Raw genomic sequence first — 16497 nt, forward strand, 5'->3', positions numbered from 1 at the left:
ACCCTGAAAATCAAGACGACAGGAGCCGGGCAGGTTGCATCTGCGGCTTGGGTCCTGGTGTTGTTCGCGTTGCGTCCGATCGTATCATGACCTGCGGCACAGCCGGTTCATAGACGATGGTCGTATTTCCCCCGGCGGTGGATTTGCCCAGCTTTCACCCCGAGAGGGGGCAACGTAAATGAATGGATCATTCGCCACAGCGATCGCCCTGGCGTTCCATGCGACCATGGCGGGAGCGGAGCAAATCCGCATCGACATGATCGAAAGGCGGGTGACGCCGCCGCCGATCCTGTCGAACATGATCGCTCCGCCCGGGGATCTGGGTGTTGCGGGAGCCCGTCTGGCGCTGTCCGAGATCGCGGCGACGGGCAAGTTCACCGGCCAGGAATACGTCCTGCACGAGACTGTCGTGCCGCCAGGCGCGCCTTTCCTGCCAGCGGTCGAGGAGGTTCTGGATGACGGTGCCCGGCTGCTGGTCGTCAAGGCCTCCGCGAAGGAGCTGTTGCAGCTTGCCGACCTGCCCGCCGCCGGGGATGCGTTGATCTTCAACGCGACGGCGCAGGATGACCGGCTGCGCGGCGGCGATTGCCGGGCCAACCTGCTGCATACCACGCCCAGCCTCTCGATGCGGGCGGATGCCCTGTCGCAATTCGCGCTGAAGAAGCAATGGACCGATCTCGTCCTGATCAAGGGGCCGAATCCCGAGGACGAGGCTTTCGCGGCGGCCCTGCGCGCATCGCTGGAGAAATTCGGCATGGCGCTGAAAGGCGAGAAGGCCTGGGCTTTCGATGCGAATATGCGCCGCGTGGCCTCTGCCGAGATTCCCCTGTTCACGCAGGACCTGCCCGAACATGACCTGCTGTTGGTCGCTGATGAGCGCGGCGATTACGGACGCTATGTCGCCTATAACACCTGGGTGCCGCGCCCATTGGCCGGCTCGGAGGGGATCGTGCCCCAGGGCTGGTCCGGGGTGGTCGAGCAATGGGGCGCCGCGCAGCTTCAGGGACGGTTCCGCGATGCTGCCGGGCGCGAGATGCGATCCGAGGATTTCGGGGCCTGGGCTGCGGTCGCCGCGATTGGCGAGGCAGTCACGCGCAGCGGGGCAAGGGATGTGGAGGGGCTGCGGGATTACCTTCTGTCCGACGCCTTCCGGCTGGCGGGTTATCTCGGCACGCCGCTTTCCTTCCGCAACTGGAACGGACAGATGCGCCAGCCCATCCCGCTGGTCACCGAACGCGCGGTGGTCGGGACCGCGCCATTGGAGGGCTTCCTGCATGAGCGCTCCGAGCTCGACACCCTGGGGAAGGATCTGCCCGACAGCGAATGCATGCAATTTGGAGCGACGCAATGAAACGACCCTGCCTGCTGATCCTCGCTCTCGGCCTGACCGCGGCCATGCCGGTACATGGCGACGAGATCTGGGTGACCAATGAGCTGGATGACACGGTCAGCGTGATCGATACCGATACGCTGGAGGTCATCGCCACCCATCCCACCGGGCAGAGGCCGCGCGGTGTAACCTTTTCGCGCGATTTCAAGCGGCTTTACATCTGCGCCTCGGATTCCAATGCCGTGCAGGTGATGGATCCCGATAGCGGCGAGATCCTGCATGACCTGCCCTCGGGCGCGGATCCCGAGCAATTCATCCTCTCGCCCGATGACCGGCTGCTGTATATCGCCAACGAGGATGACGCGATCACCACCGTCGTCGATACCGCGACACGCAAGGTGGTCGCCCAGATCGATGTCGGCATCGAACCCGAGGGGATGGGAATCTCGCCCGATGGGCGGATACAGATCACCACCTCGGAAACCACCAACATGGCGCATTGGATCGATACGCAAAGCCATGAGATCATCGCCAATACGCTGGTCGATGCCCGTCCCCGCCATGCCGAGTTCAGTCCCGACGGCAGGGAACTTTGGGTCAGCTCGGAAATCGGGGGCACGGTGACGGTGTTCGATGCCGAAAGCCGGTCCGAACTGGGCAAGATCCGTTTCGCCCTGCCGAATGTCCGGCCCGAGCAACTGCAGCCCGTGGGGATGAAATTCTCGCCCGATGCCAGCAAGGTCTTCGTGGCACTTGGTCCCGCCAATCACCTTGCGGTCGTGGATGCCGCGAGCCGGGAGGTTCTGGATTACATCCTTGTCGGACGGCGGGTCTGGCATATGGCGATCTCACCGGATCAGACGCAGCTTTTCACCACCAACGGCGTCTCGGGCGATGTGACGGTGATCGACATCGCGTCGCAAAAGCCGGTCAAGACAATCAAGACCGGGCGCTTTCCCTGGGGCGCCGCCGCCCGCCCGACACCCTGACACGACACCCTGACCCGGCACGTATCGACCAAGGTCGAATTGCCGGGACAAGCCGCCCGCCCCTATCTGGTTTCGCGACAAGAGGACATGGAGGAGAGCCCGCATGCCAACCAAGATGCAAAAAGCCCTGCTGACGGCATTCGCCGCCGGATGCATCGCCATCCCGGTGCAGATATTCGCCCATGGCGATGTCGCGCCGCAGCCGATCAAGACCGACGCCCTGCCGGATGTGGGCGAGGAATGGCTGACCGAGAATCCCTATCGCGCCGATGCCGCCGGCGAGGAGACCTGGCTGGCCGCGGTGAAGATCGGCGATTCCGGCTATAACCAGAACTGCGCGCGCTGCCATGGTCTTGGCGCGGTGTCCGGTGGTCTTGCCCCCGACCTGCGCTATCTCGAGGCCGAGGAATATGGCGACGAATGGTATATCGAACGGTTCCGCCACGGTTATACGCAGGACGGAACGACGAAGATGCCGGCCTTTGGCGAGGTTCTGGGCCAGAAAGCGGCATGGGCGATCCGCACCTATATCGAGACCCGGCCCGAGGATGGCGCATTGGACGACCATACCGCGCGGCTGCGGGAAATTCACGATACGCTCGCCTCTGGCGAGGGCGACAGTGCCGCGCTCGCCACCGAATTGCAGGAGATCGCGGAGCAGGTCGTCACTGCCTCCGGCGCTCCGGTCGCCGATAGCGCGGTATCGCGGGCAGCACGGATCCTGGCCGACAACCCCGATGGCGCCAAGAAGGCCGCCGAGGCGCTGGAGATCGGCCTTTCGGCTTCGCATTGAGGCGATGATGACGCTTCGTGCCGCCTTTCCACTACTGCTTTCGGCAATGCTCGTCCCCGCTCCGCTTTTCGCGGCATGCGAAGGTGTCGCGCCGGAGCAGCGGCTTCAGAACAGCTTTCCGCAGGATATCGGGCGCGGGCTCGACCGGATTGTCGAGGATGGCTGGATCGAGGTGGCGGTCTATGCGGATTTCGCCCCCTGGTCCTGGGAGCAGGAGGGCGAGGCGCGGGGCATAGATGTCGATCTGGCGCGAATGATCGGCGATGGCCTGGGGGTCGAGACGCGCATCCGCCTTGTGCAGGCTGGCGAGACGTTCGACCACGATCTGCGTAATTATATCTATCGCGGCGCGGTCGTGGGCGGGCATGTCTCGAACCTGTTCCTGCATGCGCCCTATGATGTGGATTACGCCTGCCGCTTCGATCAGGTCGTCTTCACCGGCATCTATGCCGACGAGCATCTGGCCATCGCCTATCGCCGTGCCGACTACCCCGAGAAGCCCCCGGTCCCGGCCTATTTCCGCTATGACACGGTGGGGGTCGAGAACGACTCGCTCTCCGATTTCCACCTGACCTCGCTGGTCGGTGCGGGCGGCGACAGGATTCATCGTTACCCATCGGTCGCGCAGGCCATGGAGGCGCTGAACAACGGAGAGATCATGGCGGTGATGGGACCGCAGGCGCAGCTTGAGGCGGGGGCGGGCGATGGCATTGCCGTCCACGAACCGCCGCTGGTGGGGCTTGAACGCTCGACATGGACATTGGGTCTGGCGCTGTCGGCTCAGCATCGGCCCCTCGGCTATGCGGTCGATGATATCATCGGCGAAGCCATCTCGGATGGGCGGCTTGAACGGCTCTTCCGGAAATATGGCGTGACCTATCATCCCGCCCTGCGATAAGGCTCACAGCGCCGTCAGGTTTCCCTCGAAATCGACCAGCCGGACCGGGCCGACCCCGAGCCTTCGGGCCGCGCGGCCGATTGCATCCCGGTCCATCAGCACGAATCCGGTCGAGGCGGCATCGGCAAGTGCCGCCGACCCGGCCTCGACCGAGACGCTTGACCAGCGCGGCACCTGCCCCTGCGGGCCGAGAATGTGGCTCTGCCCTCCGGGAAAGCGCAAGGCATCGGGCGAGGATGTCGCAATCGCGCGCCCCGCGCGCAGGGTGATCCGGCCCAGAGAGCCCGCTCGGCCATCGGCAAGCGCCAGTTTGAAATCCGTGCCGATTGCCTTGTTCTCGCCCATATCGACCAGCATTTCATCAAACCCGTGTTTTGTCAGCAACGCGGCGACGCGATCGGTCGCGAGCCCCTGCGCCAACCCGTTGAAGGTCAGCGCCTGCCCGCTTGCCAACCACACCCGGCGCCCGTTCTGCCGCAAACCCGCGAAGGCAAGCAGGCCTGTGCTTGCTGTCTTGCCGGCGGGTTGCGCCAGCCCTTGCCAGAGCAGTTGGACGGCGGGATCGAAAGCGCCTTCCGTCGCCTCGTGGACATTGCGGGCAAGGGTCAGGGCCGCAGCCAGATCGGCGGATACCCTTCCCCGGCTTTTGCGGTTGAGCCGCACCAGCTCCGATTCGCGATAAAGGGAAAACACCTGTTCGATCCGTTCGATTTCCGCGCGAACCGCGGCGATGATCCGTGCCGAAACCGCTCCGCCGCGGATCAGGATGCGGGCATCGGTCCCAAGGGCCCGGCCGCGCCATTCGGCTGCTCCCACCGAACCCGTCGAGGCGGCCGCAGCCGCCATGATCGTCAGGAATCGCCTGCGCCCGATCATGCCGCGGCCCTCCTGCCTTTCGCCTTGAGGATCAGGGGCACGCATTGCCGCGCGTCGTCATGAATGCGGACGCAATCGAGACATTGGAAACATTCGGAATAGCGGATGTCTCCCCCGGGCGCGATGGCGTCGTAACGGCAACGCACCCGGCATAGCTGACAGGGGCTGCCGCATTCCGCGCGCCGCGGGATCCAGCGCCGCAGGCGCAGCAGACCGCCAAGCCGCATCATCGCGCCCAAGGGGCAGAGCGAACGGCAAAACCCCTTGAACCAGATCATCGACAATACCAGCCATCCGGCGGCCCAGGCCATATAGGGCCATGGCCGCATGAAATAGGTAGTGATGGCCGTCTTGAACGGCTCGATCTCGGCGACGCTCTCGGCCTTTTCGGGCGCAAGAAAGGCCGTCGCGACCAGCCCGGCAAGGGCAACGGGTCCGGTCCATAGCAGCGCCCGCCCCCATGACCGGGGGGGCTCCCATTGCGGCAGGCCCAGAAGGCGGCCCAGATGATGGGCGAATTCCTGCATCGCCCCATAGGGGCACAGCCAGCCGCAGAACGGCCCGCGCCCCCAAAGGAAAAAACCCGGGATGGCGGTCAGCCAGATGAGCAGCGAAAAGGGATCGTAAAGCAGCACCGCCAATCCGCCACCCTGCGTGACGCCCCGGATCACCGCCAGGGGCGTCACGATGGAAAGCTGTCCCTGCCCCCAGAACCCGACGAAGCCGATGACCAGGGCGAGAATCGACAGCCGGATCGCAGTGAAATGCCGCCTTGCCGCAAACCATCGCTGCCGCCACAGGAACAGGACCAGCAGTGGCAAGCCTGCTCCCAGCAGGACCATGTCGGTCTGACGATTCCGCAAGGCATCCAGCCAGGGGGGCGCGGCGGCGGCGGCGCTTGGGGTGAGGAAGAATCTTTCCGGCAGGCGCATGGCCAGCGGAAATTCCCTGATGCCGGTTTCGGGCTGCAGCATTCCGTGCTTGCGCTGTGCCTTGACGATCAAGCGCCATTCGCGCGTCGGATCGAAGCCGAGACGACGGTCGAGCCGCAGCACCATGATCGTGGCGTCCCGCAACTCCTTTGGCACCTTCGCCCCAAGCTCCGCGATGATATCCGCGTCCCGGAGCGCCAGAGGCAACCCGTCCTGCCCGGCCCCCAGCAGATCGGGCGCGGTATTGCGGATGAAGTTTTCGCCGACCAGCCCGTGGCGCCCTGCCTCGATCAACAGGATCAGTTCATCGTCCGGCGCAAGCGATGTCAGGCGTTCGACCTCGGCCAATGTCGCAGGAGACAGGACAGCCCGGGCAATGGCCGGCGGTCCGATATCGATCGCATGGAGATCGAGATAGGCTCCCTCGGGATCAGCCTCGGCATCAGGGTCATCATGCTGCCAGACCGAGCCGGCGAAAGCTCCTGCAGGTCTGCATTGCCGACATGCAGGTGACGCAGCAGCCCCTGGGCGGCCAGTTCGTCCCATTCGAGTTCCTCGACATGATCGGGATCCGGCCTCGGTGGTGGTCCCGCCTTCACCCCCTGCATCCGTTCCCGCGCCACGGAAAGCGTTGCCGCAAGGATCGATTCATGCGCGATCCGCACGCTGGCCGTGGCCTTTGTCACCCCGTCCAGATAGACCAGCCCGGACGCTTCCTGTCCTTCGCCATAGGGGGTGCCGACGACCAGGGCCTCGTTGATCGAATGCCCCCGGTATTGCGCCAGGAATTCGCGCAGGGGAGCCTCGCCCAGACCGGAAACAAAGATCGGTTCGTTATGCGACAGCAGGCGCGTGTCGATGAACCTGCCCTCGAGATCCAGCATCACGAGGATATTGATCGGCTGTCCGGAAAAACCGGGGAGCGGTGCAAGCGGACCGGTCTCGAACACATAGCCCGCCTCGCCGCCACCCGAATTCAGCAGGCTCCACACGCCGTGATCGTTCAACGGCTCACCCAGTGCATAGGGGGCCGAGATCATCGCCGCGATTTCGTCACGCGCCAGGGGATCGGCACGAAGCGGAGCGGCTCCCAGCAGCAAGAATAAGACAAGCCAACGCATTCCAAAACTGTAATACCGTTGCAAGTGGCGTAAATTGGACGAAGGTCGATAGCCCGGCCAGCGTCGGCTGCGCCCGCACATATCGTTGGGCTGTCGGCTGCGGCGCTCCATCCCCATAGGATGCAGCTCCAGAAGATGACGATTGCGGCAGGGATGATTGCACCCTGGGTGATCAACGAAGCAAAGGATGGTGATGCATTCGCTGCCAATACCCGCAATGTGCCGGGGCCGGAACTTCTTCAAAGCCGCAGGATGAATCGCAGGCCAAAGGAGGCATGCTTTCATGTTTGCCGGCTTGCAAAGTTGGGTTTAGAACGATTTAATCCGTTGAGGAAACCAATACTGGCGGACAGTCATGAAGCAAACAAAGGTTACACTGGGCGACGTTGCACGCGTCGCCGGTGTATCGCGGGCAACAGTGTCGTTGGTGGTGCGAAAATCGCCCCTGGTTGCCGACCGCACACGAGAAAAGGTCGAACAGGTCATGGCCGATCTCGATTATGTCCGCGACATCGGAGCCGCAAGGTTGCGCAACAATAGCAGCCGCACGATCGGGGTGATCGTGCCGAACCTTGTGAATTCCTTTTTCACCGAGTTCCTGTCGGGGGTCGAGCAGATGATGGGCGACGACGATCGCGTTGTCCTGCTGGCCAACAGCCATGACGACCCGGTCCGCCAGTCCCAGATCTTGCAGCGGTTCCGCGGTCACGGCGTAGATGGCGTCATCCTTTGTCCCGCCGAGGGAACCGATCCCGAATTACCCCTGCGGATGCAGCAATGGGGTCTGCCGTTGGTGCAATCCCTGCGGGAAGTGGGCGACAAGGTGACCGATTATGCGGGTGCCGATTATATCAAGGGCGTGCAGCTCGCAGTGCGGCATCTGGTGGAATCTGGTCATCGGCGGATCGCCTTTCTGTCGGTTTTCGCGCGCACTTCGGCGTGGGCCGAGCGGATGGAGGGCTTCAACCGCGCCATCACCGAAACCGGCGCCGAAGATGCCGGCATTGTCGAGGCCGAACTCAGTTGGGAAGGGGCGGCACGGTCCGCGAGCGAACTGCTGAAACTGGAAACTTCGCCTTCGGCGGTGCTGTGTTTCAACGATGTATTGGCTGCAGGGTTGATGCTGGGTCTGCGTCGTGCGGGGCATGAGCCCGGGCGGGACATTGCCGTTGTGGGCCTCGATGACCTGCCGCTCGCCGAACTCACCTATCCTCTCCTCACCAGTGTCGCGATGATACCGGAGGAGATTGGCGCCGCCGCCGCCCGGTTGCTGGCCCGCCGTCTTCTCAAGCCTGATGCGGAGGTCGAACGCTCCATCGTTGCGCCGAGTCTGATGATCCGCGACAGCAGCGCGTATCATGCCGGTTGACTTTTCATTTTGCGCAATTTAGATCGTTCTAAATAGAGGAAACCGCAACATCCGCAGGGGAGGGCAGATGTATCAGTTCAACTTCCAGCCCGTATTCGACAATCTTGACCTGCTGCTCTACGGCGCGTGGCTGACGGTGCGCCTGTCATTGATGGCGATGATACTGGGGCTGATCGTGTCTGTACTCGGAGCAGTGGCCAAGACTTCGGGCATCAGACCGCTGCGTTGGCTGATAGATGTGTATGTCGAGGTGATTCGCAACACGCCCTTCCTCGTCCAGATCTTCTTCATTTTCTTCGGCCTGCCAGCGGCGGGGATCAGCATGTCCCCGAATGTCGCCGCATTGGTCGCATTGGTGATCAATGTCGGCGCATACGGGACCGAGATCATACGTGCCGGCATCGAATCCATCCCGCAGGGGCAGGTCGAGGCCGGGCGTGCGCTTGGCTTGAACCCGGTGCAGATATTCCGTTACGTGATCCTGAAACCGGCTCTGCGGAACATCTATCCCTCGCTGACCAGCCAGTTCATCTATCTGATGCTGACCTCCAGCGTGGTTTCGGTCATCTCGGCCAATGACCTCGCCTCTGCCGGAGCAGATTTGAACGCGCAGACCTTTGCCAGCTTCGAGATTTACCTGGTCCTGACGATCCTCTATTTCCTGCTGGCTTTCGGCTTTTCGACCATGTTCTCGGCCATTCGGCGGATTTTCTTCACCTATCCGGCGGGGCGCTGACATGATCCGCGAATTTTCCTCTGCCGACGTCCTGTTCATTGCCTCTGCGGTTCGCTGGACGCTGATCCTTTCGGCCATCGCGTTTCTGGGTGGGGCCTTGGGCGGCTTGCTTATCGCTTTGTCGCGGACTTCGCATAGCAGGGCGCTGCGCCGCATGGCGGCAGGATTCATCCAGGTCTTCCAGGGCACGCCGTTGCTGATGCAGCTTTTCCTGGTCTATTTCGGCCTTGCGGTCGTCGGTCTGCCGATCAATCCGCTGCTCGCCGCCGCGGTCGCATTGACCCTGCATGCCAGCGCCTATCTGGGAGAGATCTGGCGCGGTGCCATCGAGGCCGTTCCTTCGGGCCAGACCGAGGCCGCCACCGCCCTGTCGCTGTCCTATCGGGACCGGATGCGCCACGTGATCCTGCCACAGGCGATGCGCGTTGCCATCGCGCCGACCGTCGGCTTTCTGGTGCAACTGATCAAGGGCACATCGCTTGCCTCGATCATCGGCTTTACCGAACTGACCCGCGCGGGCCAGATCATCAACAACGCGACCTTCAAGCCGTTCCTCGTCTTCGGCACCGTCGCGATACTTTATTTCATCCTGTGCTGGCCCCTTTCCCTGCTGGCCCGGCATATGGAAGCGCGGATGCGTCGCGCAATCACCCGTTGAGAACCCAAGGAGGAGAGAAACATGAAACCGAACCGCCGCATCTTCACGGTCCTCGCGGCCAGCGCTTTGGCCGCAGGCCTTGCCGCACCCTCGCTGGCCGCAGAGTTGGAGGCCATCGAATCCGCAGGCAGCGTCAAGATCGGGATGCTGGTGGATTTCCCACCCTTCGGCATCCAGGACACTTCCGGCAAACCGGACGGATATGACGCCGATGTCGCCAAGGCGCTGGCAGACTATCTGGGTGTCACCCCCGAGATCGTGCCGGTGACCGGACCGAACCGGATCCCCTACCTGCTGTCGGGGCAGGTCGATGTGCTGGTCGCCTCGCTCGGCATCACCGAGGAGCGGGCGCAGAAAGTCGATTTCTCGACTCCCTATGCAGGCATCAGCATCGCTGTCTATGGCGACTCGACGCTGGAGGTGACGGAAGCAAGTGGCCTTGACGGCCAGTCGATTGCGGTCGCGCGCGCCTCGACCCAGGACACGGGTGTCTCCGAGGTCGCCCCGGAAGGCACCGACATACGCCGCTTCGACGACGATGCGAGCGCGGTGCAGGCCTTGATGTCGGGACAGGTCAAGCTGATCGGCGCCTCGAACGTGGTCATGTCGCAGATCGCCGGCGCCACGGGCGACCGTTTTGACAAGAAGTTCGACCTGTCCAGCCAGGTGCAGGGTATCGCGGTTGCGCCGGGCTCGGACGCGCTGCTCGAAAAGATCAACGGCTTCGTCGGTGAGGCCCGCTCCGACGGCACTCTGGACGAGATCCACGAGAAATGGCTGGGCGAACCCCTGCCCGATTTCGTGAAGAATGCCGAGTAACCACATGCGCCCGGCCCCCAGGTGCCGGGCGTGCTTTCAAGGAAACGGATCATGACCGAACATGCCATCATCATGCGCGCCGTGAACAAGTTCTACGGCGATTATCATGCATTGGTCGATATCGACCTGACGGTTGAACGGGGCGAGCGGATCGTCATTTGCGGTCCCTCCGGCTCGGGCAAATCGACGCTGATCCGCACTATCAACCAGCTTGAGCCGATCCAGTCCGGCACCATCACCGTGGACGGGGTCGAACTGACCGCGGGCGGCGACAATGTCGCCAAGGTGCGCCAGGATGTCGGCATGGTCTTTCAGAGCTTCAACCTGTTCCCGCATATGACCGTGCTGGAGAACTGCATGCTCGCCCCGATGAAGACCCGCAAGACCCCGCGCGCCGAGGCAGAGGCAACCGCGCGGCGCTATCTTGAACGGGTGAAGATCCCCGAACAGGCCGAAAAATATCCCGCGCAACTGTCCGGCGGACAGCAGCAAAGAGTGGCCATCGCCCGCGCGCTCTGCATGAAGCCCCGCATCATGCTGTTCGACGAACCGACCTCGGCGCTGGACCCCGAGATGGTCAAGGAGGTGCTGGACACGATGATCGACCTTGCCCGAGAGGGGATGACCATGCTCTGCGTCACGCATGAGATGGAATTCGCCCGCGCCGTGGCCGACCGGGTGATCTTCATGGACAAGGGCCTGATCGTCGAAGAAAACGCACCCGACGCGTTCTTTGGCTCTCCGAAAAACGAACGTCTGAAAAACTTTCTCGGACAAATCGCGTGACGGTTCCTCGCATCCTGGCTCTTGCCGATCTCAAACCGCAAGAGATGACCGACCGTCTGATCACGAATTACGATGTCATCCGCGACATTTCTGCCGCGGCGGATGTCGAGGTCGTGCTGACCACCGGAGGCCTGGGCCTGTCCGTCGCACAGATGGCGGCGCTCCCCGCCCTGCGGCTGATCGCGGTGAACGGTGTCGGCGTCGATGCCGTCGATCTGGCCGAGGCGCGCCGCCGCGGTATCAAGGTGGCCACCACTCCCGATGTCCTTTCCCTCGCCGTGGCCGAGATGGCGCTTGGCCTGGCATTGGCCGCCGGTCGCCGTATCGCCGAAGGTGACCGCTTCATCCGCTCGGGTTCCTGGGCCGGGGAAGGCAAGCTGGCCCTTGGCATGTCAGTGCTGGAGCGGCGCGCGGGTATCCTCGGCTATGGGCGGATCGGGTGCAAGCTGGCCGATCTGCTGCGGGGCATGGGGATGGAGGTCCTTTATACCGCCCGTTCCGAGAGGCCGGGGGCACCCGATGCTTACCGTCCTGACCCCGTCGGATTGGCTCGCGATTGCGATTTGCTTTTCGTTACCGCTGCAGGAGGCGCGGATACAAGGGGGCTGGTCGATGCCGAGGTGCTGACGGCGCTTGGCCCGCAAGGAATCGTCGTCAATGTTGCCCGCGGTCCGGTGGTGGATTCCGCGGCGTTGGCGCATGCCTTGCAATCGGGCCGGATCGCCGGAGCAGGGCTGGATGTCTTCGACGATGAACCGAATGTGCCATCCTTCTTGCTGGAGGCACCGAATTGCGTTCTGGCCCCTCATGTCGGATCAGCCACGACAGAGACGCGCCGTGCGATGGCGCAGTTGGTGCTGGATAATATCGATGCCTATTTCGCGAATCGTCCTCTTTTGACGCCCTACGGGGAAGGGTGACATGCACTGGCGCGCGGTAAGGCGGAGGGTGTGAATAGGCATCGGTGGTTGACCCCACCGGAGCGTTCGATCCGGGCAGTTGCGGCATATTTCGCAATGCTCATCTCGACGCGATTGCATTGACGGCTTCCGATGCCAGCGGCGAAACTCCTCGGGCTGCCATTCCGATAGAGAACCGGCGATGTGAATGGCAGCGATCGGACAGGCGATAGACCTCTTCCATGCGATGGCTGATATAGATGACCGCGATACCATGCGCGGTCAGCCCCCGGATCGCAGCGAAGAGCTTTTCACTCTCGCGGCTCGACAGCGAGGTCGTGGGCTCGTCCATGACGATGATACGCGCGTCCGAGGCGATGGCCCGCGCGATCTCGACCAATTGCCGTTCTCCCAGAGAAAGGTCGCCAACCATGGTGGAGGGCGGGAAATCGACGCCGAGCCGGTCCAGAACCGGCTTGGCCCGCTCGGACATTCTCTTGCGATTGACTATTCCCCTCGATGCGGGTTCGCGCCCCAGGAAGATATTCTCGGCCACGCTCAGATTGGGAGCGAGCGAGAGTTCCTGGTAAATCACGGCGATACCGCATTCGCGCGCCAATTTCGGATCGCCAGTCGGGCATGGCTGTGCCATCCACCAGGATTTCACCTCCCTTGTCGGCGACATAGGCCCCTGACAGCACCTTCATCAGTGTCGATTTCCCGGCGCCGTTCTCACCCATCAAGGCATGCACCTCGCCGGGCCATGCCGTCAGGGAGACATTCTGCAAAGCCTTCACCGGACCGAATGTCTTCGAGATGCTGCGCATCTCCAGCAGTGGAGCTTTCTCCGTTGCGGTCATGCCACCCCCGTTCCCGTGTTCGCGACCGTGAAGGACACGTCCTGCTCTTCCAGCATTGCGGCATCGCGATCAGTCAGCCCGTCATCGGTGATCAGCCTCGTGACCCGGCTGAGCGGCAGCGCCACCTTGGGCGGACGTTCAGCGAATTTCCGGCTATCGACCAGAACGATGATCTCGTTTGACAGGTCGCACATGTCGTTGATGAAGCGCACGAGCAGCGGATGACTTTCAAGCAGGCCGGCGCTGCTGACACCGAGCGCCCCGACAAAGAACTGTGAAGCGTAGAACTCGTAGCCGCCTCGTGCCGGATCATAGAAAATCCCCGGTTCGCGATGCAGGTCTCCGCCACCCACGGTCAACTGACAGGTGCCATGCTCGCCCAAATATGCCGCCACCGGCATCGAGTTGGTAAATACGCGAATATTCCGGTTGGCGATGTGACGGCCGAAGTGGAAACAGGTCGATCCGCCATGCACGATGATCAGACTGCCATCCCGAACCAGCTTGCCGGCCTCACGGGCAATGGCGGTCTTGGCCTCGACGGCGATATCTATGTTCTCGATGAATGGCAGTGCAATGGTCTTGTGCCGCGTTCCCCCGTCAAGCGCGGCCAGCCCGCCATGCACCTTTCGGGCATGCCCTCCCTCATCGAGCTTGTCTATATCGCGGCGAACCGTTGCTGCCGAGACATGCAATATCTGTTGGAGCTCCTTGACGGACACGAATGGCCGCTCCTCAAGAATTGCAGAAATAGTTTCATGACGTGCCGATTCGCTCATGTCTTGACCTCATAATGAGTATAAAATGACGAAAAATAATCAAAATGCAATAAAAAACTCACATCCAGAGCGACTTGCATTTAATCGAACCCGCATCCTGCGGCCTTGACGTGGCTCCAGCATTCATTCGGCTCGTAGAGGCCGCGGATTCCACCGACGGCCTGCCATGGGGCATCGATGGTCTTTGCCCCGATACGGCGAAGATGCGCCTTGAGTTTTGAAAACGCCATTTCATGCTGGCGCCGACGCTGCCAGCCGGGTCAGGATCTCAGGACCGTTCCGGCATCCGCCAGCCTTGCGATCTCTTCGGCGCTGTATCCCGCCTCGGCCAGAACCTCTTGCGTTCCGCCCCCCAAGCGCGGAACGGGGCGATGCAGGTTGCATGGGGTTGCGCCCAGCTTGATCGGAAAACCCAGCACCTTTTGCGCCAGACCATCCTGCCAGCCTGTCTCGATCACCATCTGCTGCGCGGCGATCTGCGGGTCGGAAAAAACCTGCGCCAGATCCTGCACCACGCCGCAGGGCACGCCCGCAGTGTTCAGCACCCGCAACCAGTGGTCGCGCGGCTGACCGGCCATGCGCGCCTCGATCAGCTCGCGCAACTCGCTGTGCCGCGCCATGCGGGCGGTGTTATTGTCGTAACGCGGTTCCGACAGCACCCAGCCCAGATCCAGCGCGTCCAGGAAGCGCCGCAGGATCTGGTCATGCGAGGGCGCAACCGCGATCTGGCCATCGGCGGAGCGAAACAGCCCGTAAGGCGCGACCAGCGGGTGATCGTTGCCGGTTCGTTCGGGCACTTTCCCGGTGGCGAAATATTCCGAGGACAGATAGGCCATCAGGCTGAGCAGGCCATTGACCATGGCCACGATCGGGTTGACGCTGTTCGCGCCGCTGCTGGCGAAGGCGGCGATCCATTTCGGTCCTGCCGATTACTTCGCGCTCTACGTCATGGCCTTCACGACCATCGGCGGCATTACCGGAACCGATCCGCGCAAGACCCTGCTGGCGGCGATGCTCGGCCTGTTCACCCGCGTTTTCGGCCTGCCCGCATGGGGGCTGATGCCGCTGGTCGTGGCGATCAGCTATCTGGGCGTCTACGCGATCGCCCATGCCGCCTTCGGCTTTCTGTTCCTGTCCCTTTGGCTCTCGAAGCGTTCCGGCCCGATTTAGTCCTCGGGCGTCGGGATCGCAATCCACTGACTGATCGTTCCTGCCACGCCCGGGCCGAAGGATGCAGCCCGGGAAACAAGCAAGGATTTGCGGCGCAGATCTTCAGATCGGCAGCAGTTTGCCGGGGTTCATGATCCCGCGCGGGTCCAGCGCCGCCTTGATCGCCCGCATGGCAGCGATTTCCGCCTCGCTTCGGCTATGGCCCAGCCAGTCGCGCTTGAGGGTTCCCACGCCGTGTTCAGCCGATATCGAACCACCAAATTCGCGCACCAGCCCATAGACGATCGCGTCCACGTCATGGATCTGGGCCGTATTGTCGTCACCGGGCAGACAGACCGCCACATGCAGGTTGCTGTCGGCGATATGGCCAAAGAACGAGACATGCGCGCCGGGGAACCGTGCCAGCAGGTCAGCCCGGCAACGGCAGGCAAATTCATCCAGCCGGCGGGTTGCGAGGCTGATGTCGAGATTGATCAGCCCGGGAAGTGCGGCATCCATCGCGACCCCCTCGCGAAGGGTCCAGAAGCGGCGGGCATCGGCGAGCGACCGAGCGATCAGGGCATCCGTGACCAGCCCCTCGTCAAAGGCCCGTTCAAGCAGCATGTCGAATGCCGGGTCGTCGGGCGCTTCAAGGATGATGGCGAAAGGCGGTGGAGTATCGAACAGGGTATAGGGCAGCAGGTTCTGGCTGAAGGCGAAATAGTCGCGCCACATCGCCTCGAATGCCGAAAGGCCGGGAAGAGCCTCGCGCGCCATTTGCAGGAATTTCAACACGGCGGCAAAATCCGGTAATGCGGCCAGCGCGGTGCGGGGCGGAGCGGGGAGGGGGCGCAGGCGTATCACGGCGCGGGTGATGATCCCCAATGTGCCTTCGGACCCTGCAAAGAGGTGGCGAAGATCATAGCCGGTGTTGTTCTTCACCACTTTTGAAAGCTGGCCCAGGACCGTGCCATCGGCCAGAACCACCTCGATGCCCAGAAGGTTGTCGCGGGTCATGCCGTCACGGATCACCCGCAACCCGCCCGCATTGGTGGCGATATTCCCGCCGATCTGGCAAGAGCCGCGGGCGCCCAGGTCAACGGGCAGAAGAAACCCGGCCTCTTGTGCCGCAAGCTGGGCGTGCTCGAGTACGGTCCCGGCCCGCACAACCATGGCCATGCCCTCGGCGTCGATCTCCTCTATGCCGCTCAGCCGTTCCAGCGACAGCGCGACCGAGGCCGGATCAGGGTTTGCCCCTCCTGCAAGCCCGGTCATGCCGCCTTGCGGGACAACGGACAGGCGGTGGTGGTGGCAGATGGCCAGGGCCGCCGACACCTCGCGGACCGAAGCGGGGCGCAGCAATGCCAGCGGCAGGGCCTGCCCGGTGCGGCTGGCGTCAGAGCGGGCCGCTTCGGGGATGTCGTCACCGGTCAGGCACCCAACGGGGCCAAGCGCCGCGCGCAATTCCTCAAGCATGTGTCCTCCTGATCCTGGCGAACCCCG

Annotated in this window: 18 protein-coding genes and 2 pseudogenes; 11 read left to right on the forward strand and 9 right to left on the reverse strand. The window is 63.0% G+C overall.

Going from position 1 to position 16497, the window contains the following annotated elements; translation table 11 throughout:
- Nucleotides 1-178 precede the first annotated feature (178 nt).
- The 4 genes from A7A09_RS17890 (at nt 179) to A7A09_RS17905 (ending at nt 4010) form a co-directional block, all read left to right on the forward strand.
- A complete protein-coding gene (locus A7A09_RS17890) occupies nt 179-1351 on the forward strand; it encodes an ABC transporter substrate-binding protein (protein WP_106692657.1) in 1173 nt (390 codons plus the stop codon).
- Complete coding sequence (locus A7A09_RS17895) at nt 1348-2319, forward strand: YVTN family beta-propeller repeat protein (RefSeq protein WP_106692658.1); 972 nt, start codon at nt 1348-1350, stop codon at nt 2317-2319. Before A7A09_RS17890 ends, A7A09_RS17895 begins: the two co-directional genes overlap by 4 nt.
- A 103-nt stretch (nt 2320-2422) precedes the next feature.
- Nucleotides 2423-3112, forward strand: coding sequence for a cytochrome c-550 PedF (pedF, locus tag A7A09_RS17900; RefSeq protein ID WP_245999446.1), 690 nt, complete (start codon nt 2423-2425; stop codon nt 3110-3112).
- Between the two features lie 7 nt (nt 3113-3119).
- On the forward strand, nt 3120-4010 hold the full coding sequence (locus tag A7A09_RS17905; protein ID WP_106692701.1) for a substrate-binding periplasmic protein: 891 nt from the start codon (nt 3120-3122) through the stop codon (nt 4008-4010).
- Between the two features lie 3 nt (nt 4011-4013).
- Here the strand turns inward: A7A09_RS17905 and A7A09_RS17910 are convergent, their stop codons facing one another.
- The 3 genes from A7A09_RS17910 to A7A09_RS22185 are packed head-to-tail and all read right to left on the reverse strand — an operon-like array spanning nt 4014 to nt 6939.
- Entirely contained in the window at nt 4014-4886 is an 873-nt protein-coding gene (locus A7A09_RS17910; protein WP_106692702.1) for an FAD:protein FMN transferase, read from the reverse strand.
- Nucleotides 4883-6166 carry a 4Fe-4S binding protein gene (locus tag A7A09_RS22180; RefSeq protein ID WP_366466269.1) on the reverse strand — a complete coding sequence of 428 codons (1284 nt, stop codon included), beginning with the start codon at nt 6164-6166 and terminating at the stop codon, nt 4883-4885. The genes A7A09_RS17910 and A7A09_RS22180 overlap by 4 nt, the downstream gene beginning before the upstream one ends.
- A complete protein-coding gene (locus A7A09_RS22185; protein ID WP_366466271.1) occupies nt 6145-6939 on the reverse strand; it encodes a hypothetical protein in 795 nt (264 codons plus the stop codon). The genes A7A09_RS22180 and A7A09_RS22185 overlap by 22 nt, the downstream gene beginning before the upstream one ends.
- A gap of 355 nt (nt 6940-7294) precedes the next feature.
- Between A7A09_RS22185 and A7A09_RS17920 the strand changes: the two genes are divergently transcribed.
- The 6 genes from A7A09_RS17920 to A7A09_RS17945 all read left to right on the forward strand — a co-directional run bounded on the left by A7A09_RS17920 (nt 7295) and on the right by A7A09_RS17945 (nt 12227).
- Nucleotides 7295-8308: a LacI family DNA-binding transcriptional regulator gene (locus tag A7A09_RS17920; RefSeq protein WP_106692659.1), complete on the forward strand. Its 1014-nt coding sequence runs from the start codon at nt 7295-7297 to the stop codon at nt 8306-8308.
- A 67-nt stretch (nt 8309-8375) separates the two neighbouring features.
- On the forward strand, nt 8376-9044 hold the full coding sequence (locus A7A09_RS17925) for an amino acid ABC transporter permease (RefSeq protein ID WP_106692660.1): 669 nt from the start codon (nt 8376-8378) through the stop codon (nt 9042-9044).
- 1 nt (nt 9045) lies between these two features.
- Entirely contained in the window at nt 9046-9702 is a 657-nt protein-coding gene (locus A7A09_RS17930; protein WP_106692661.1) for an amino acid ABC transporter permease, read from the forward strand.
- A gap of 21 nt (nt 9703-9723) precedes the next feature.
- Complete coding sequence (locus tag A7A09_RS17935; RefSeq protein ID WP_106692662.1) at nt 9724-10521, forward strand: transporter substrate-binding domain-containing protein; 798 nt, start codon at nt 9724-9726, stop codon at nt 10519-10521.
- 51 nt (nt 10522-10572) lie between these two features.
- Nucleotides 10573-11307 (forward strand): amino acid ABC transporter ATP-binding protein, encoded by a 735-nt coding sequence (locus tag A7A09_RS17940; protein ID WP_106692663.1) that lies wholly within the window; start codon nt 10573-10575, stop codon nt 11305-11307.
- On the forward strand, nt 11304-12227 hold the full coding sequence (locus A7A09_RS17945) for a 2-hydroxyacid dehydrogenase (RefSeq protein WP_106692664.1): 924 nt from the start codon (nt 11304-11306) through the stop codon (nt 12225-12227). Before A7A09_RS17940 ends, A7A09_RS17945 begins: the two co-directional genes overlap by 4 nt.
- A gap of 100 nt (nt 12228-12327) precedes the next feature.
- On the opposite strand, the gene A7A09_RS17950 is transcribed toward A7A09_RS17945, so the two are convergent.
- From A7A09_RS17950 to A7A09_RS17960, 5 genes and pseudogenes are all read right to left on the reverse strand, one after another.
- Nucleotides 12328-12891, reverse strand: a complete 564-nt coding sequence (locus A7A09_RS17950; protein WP_211341179.1) for an ATP-binding cassette domain-containing protein — start codon at nt 12889-12891, stop codon at nt 12328-12330.
- Nucleotides 12845-13066 (reverse strand): annotated as a pseudogene (locus A7A09_RS22190) (ATP-binding cassette domain-containing protein); the annotation flags it as partial. The gene A7A09_RS17950 and the pseudogene A7A09_RS22190, both read right to left, overlap by 47 nt.
- Nucleotides 13063-13845 (reverse strand): DeoR/GlpR family DNA-binding transcription regulator, encoded by a 783-nt coding sequence (locus A7A09_RS17955; RefSeq protein ID WP_106692665.1) that lies wholly within the window; start codon nt 13843-13845, stop codon nt 13063-13065. The pseudogene A7A09_RS22190 and the gene A7A09_RS17955, both read right to left, overlap by 4 nt.
- Before the next feature lie 80 nt (nt 13846-13925).
- A pseudogene (locus A7A09_RS22250) lies at nt 13926-14078 on the reverse strand (IS630-like element ISSpo6 family transposase); the annotation flags it as partial.
- 27 nt (nt 14079-14105) lie between these two features.
- Entirely contained in the window at nt 14106-14705 is a 600-nt protein-coding gene (locus A7A09_RS17960; protein WP_106692666.1) for a CoA transferase, read from the reverse strand.
- On the opposite strand from A7A09_RS17960, the gene A7A09_RS21670 reads away from it, so the two are divergent.
- Nucleotides 14704-15015 carry a tripartite tricarboxylate transporter permease gene (locus tag A7A09_RS21670; RefSeq protein WP_245999450.1) on the forward strand — a complete coding sequence of 104 codons (312 nt, stop codon included), beginning with the start codon at nt 14704-14706 and terminating at the stop codon, nt 15013-15015. The genes A7A09_RS17960 and A7A09_RS21670 overlap by 2 nt on opposite strands.
- 102 nt (nt 15016-15117) lie before the next feature.
- Here the strand turns inward: A7A09_RS21670 and A7A09_RS17970 are convergent, their stop codons facing one another.
- Entirely contained in the window at nt 15118-16470 is a 1353-nt protein-coding gene (locus A7A09_RS17970) for an FAD-binding oxidoreductase (RefSeq protein ID WP_106692667.1), read from the reverse strand.
- Between the last annotated feature and the right edge of the window lie 27 nt (nt 16471-16497).

Origin of the sequence: Paracoccus methylarcula (assembly GCF_003007735.2) — a bacterium.
GTDB classification, from domain to species: Bacteria; Pseudomonadota; Alphaproteobacteria; order Rhodobacterales; family Rhodobacteraceae; genus Paracoccus; species Paracoccus methylarcula.

What these genes read in the sequence shown, in the direction of transcription:
- A7A09_RS17890 (WP_106692657.1), top strand. Translation starts at nt 179, where the DNA reads ATGAATGGATCATTCGCCACAGCGATCGCCCTGGCGTTCCATGCGACC.
- A7A09_RS17895 (WP_106692658.1), top strand. Translation starts at nt 1,348, where the DNA reads ATGAAACGACCCTGCCTGCTGATCCTCGCTCTCGGCCTGACCGCGGCC.
- pedF (WP_245999446.1), top strand. Translation starts at nt 2,423, where the DNA reads ATGCCAACCAAGATGCAAAAAGCCCTGCTGACGGCATTCGCCGCCGGA.
- A7A09_RS17905 (WP_106692701.1), top strand. Translation starts at nt 3,120, where the DNA reads ATGACGCTTCGTGCCGCCTTTCCACTACTGCTTTCGGCAATGCTCGTC.
- A7A09_RS17910 (WP_106692702.1), bottom strand. Translation starts at nt 4,886, where the DNA reads ATGATCGGGCGCAGGCGATTCCTGACGATCATGGCGGCTGCGGCCGCC.
- A7A09_RS22185 (WP_366466271.1), bottom strand. Translation starts at nt 6,939, where the DNA reads ATGCGTTGGCTTGTCTTATTCTTGCTGCTGGGAGCCGCTCCGCTTCGT.
- A7A09_RS17920 (WP_106692659.1), top strand. Translation starts at nt 7,295, where the DNA reads ATGAAGCAAACAAAGGTTACACTGGGCGACGTTGCACGCGTCGCCGGT.
- A7A09_RS17925 (WP_106692660.1), top strand. Translation starts at nt 8,376, where the DNA reads ATGTATCAGTTCAACTTCCAGCCCGTATTCGACAATCTTGACCTGCTG.
- A7A09_RS17930 (WP_106692661.1), top strand. Translation starts at nt 9,046, where the DNA reads ATGATCCGCGAATTTTCCTCTGCCGACGTCCTGTTCATTGCCTCTGCG.
- A7A09_RS17935 (WP_106692662.1), top strand. Translation starts at nt 9,724, where the DNA reads ATGAAACCGAACCGCCGCATCTTCACGGTCCTCGCGGCCAGCGCTTTG.
- A7A09_RS17940 (WP_106692663.1), top strand. Translation starts at nt 10,573, where the DNA reads ATGACCGAACATGCCATCATCATGCGCGCCGTGAACAAGTTCTACGGC.
- A7A09_RS17950 (WP_211341179.1), bottom strand. Translation starts at nt 12,891, where the DNA reads ATGTCGCCGACAAGGGAGGTGAAATCCTGGTGGATGGCACAGCCATGC.
- A7A09_RS17955 (WP_106692665.1), bottom strand. Translation starts at nt 13,845, where the DNA reads ATGAGCGAATCGGCACGTCATGAAACTATTTCTGCAATTCTTGAGGAG.
- A7A09_RS21670 (WP_245999450.1), top strand. Translation starts at nt 14,704, where the DNA reads ATGGCCACGATCGGGTTGACGCTGTTCGCGCCGCTGCTGGCGAAGGCG.
- A7A09_RS17960 (WP_106692666.1), bottom strand. Translation starts at nt 14,705, where the DNA reads ATGGTCAATGGCCTGCTCAGCCTGATGGCCTATCTGTCCTCGGAATAT.
- A7A09_RS17970 (WP_106692667.1), bottom strand. Translation starts at nt 16,470, where the DNA reads ATGCTTGAGGAATTGCGCGCGGCGCTTGGCCCCGTTGGGTGCCTGACC.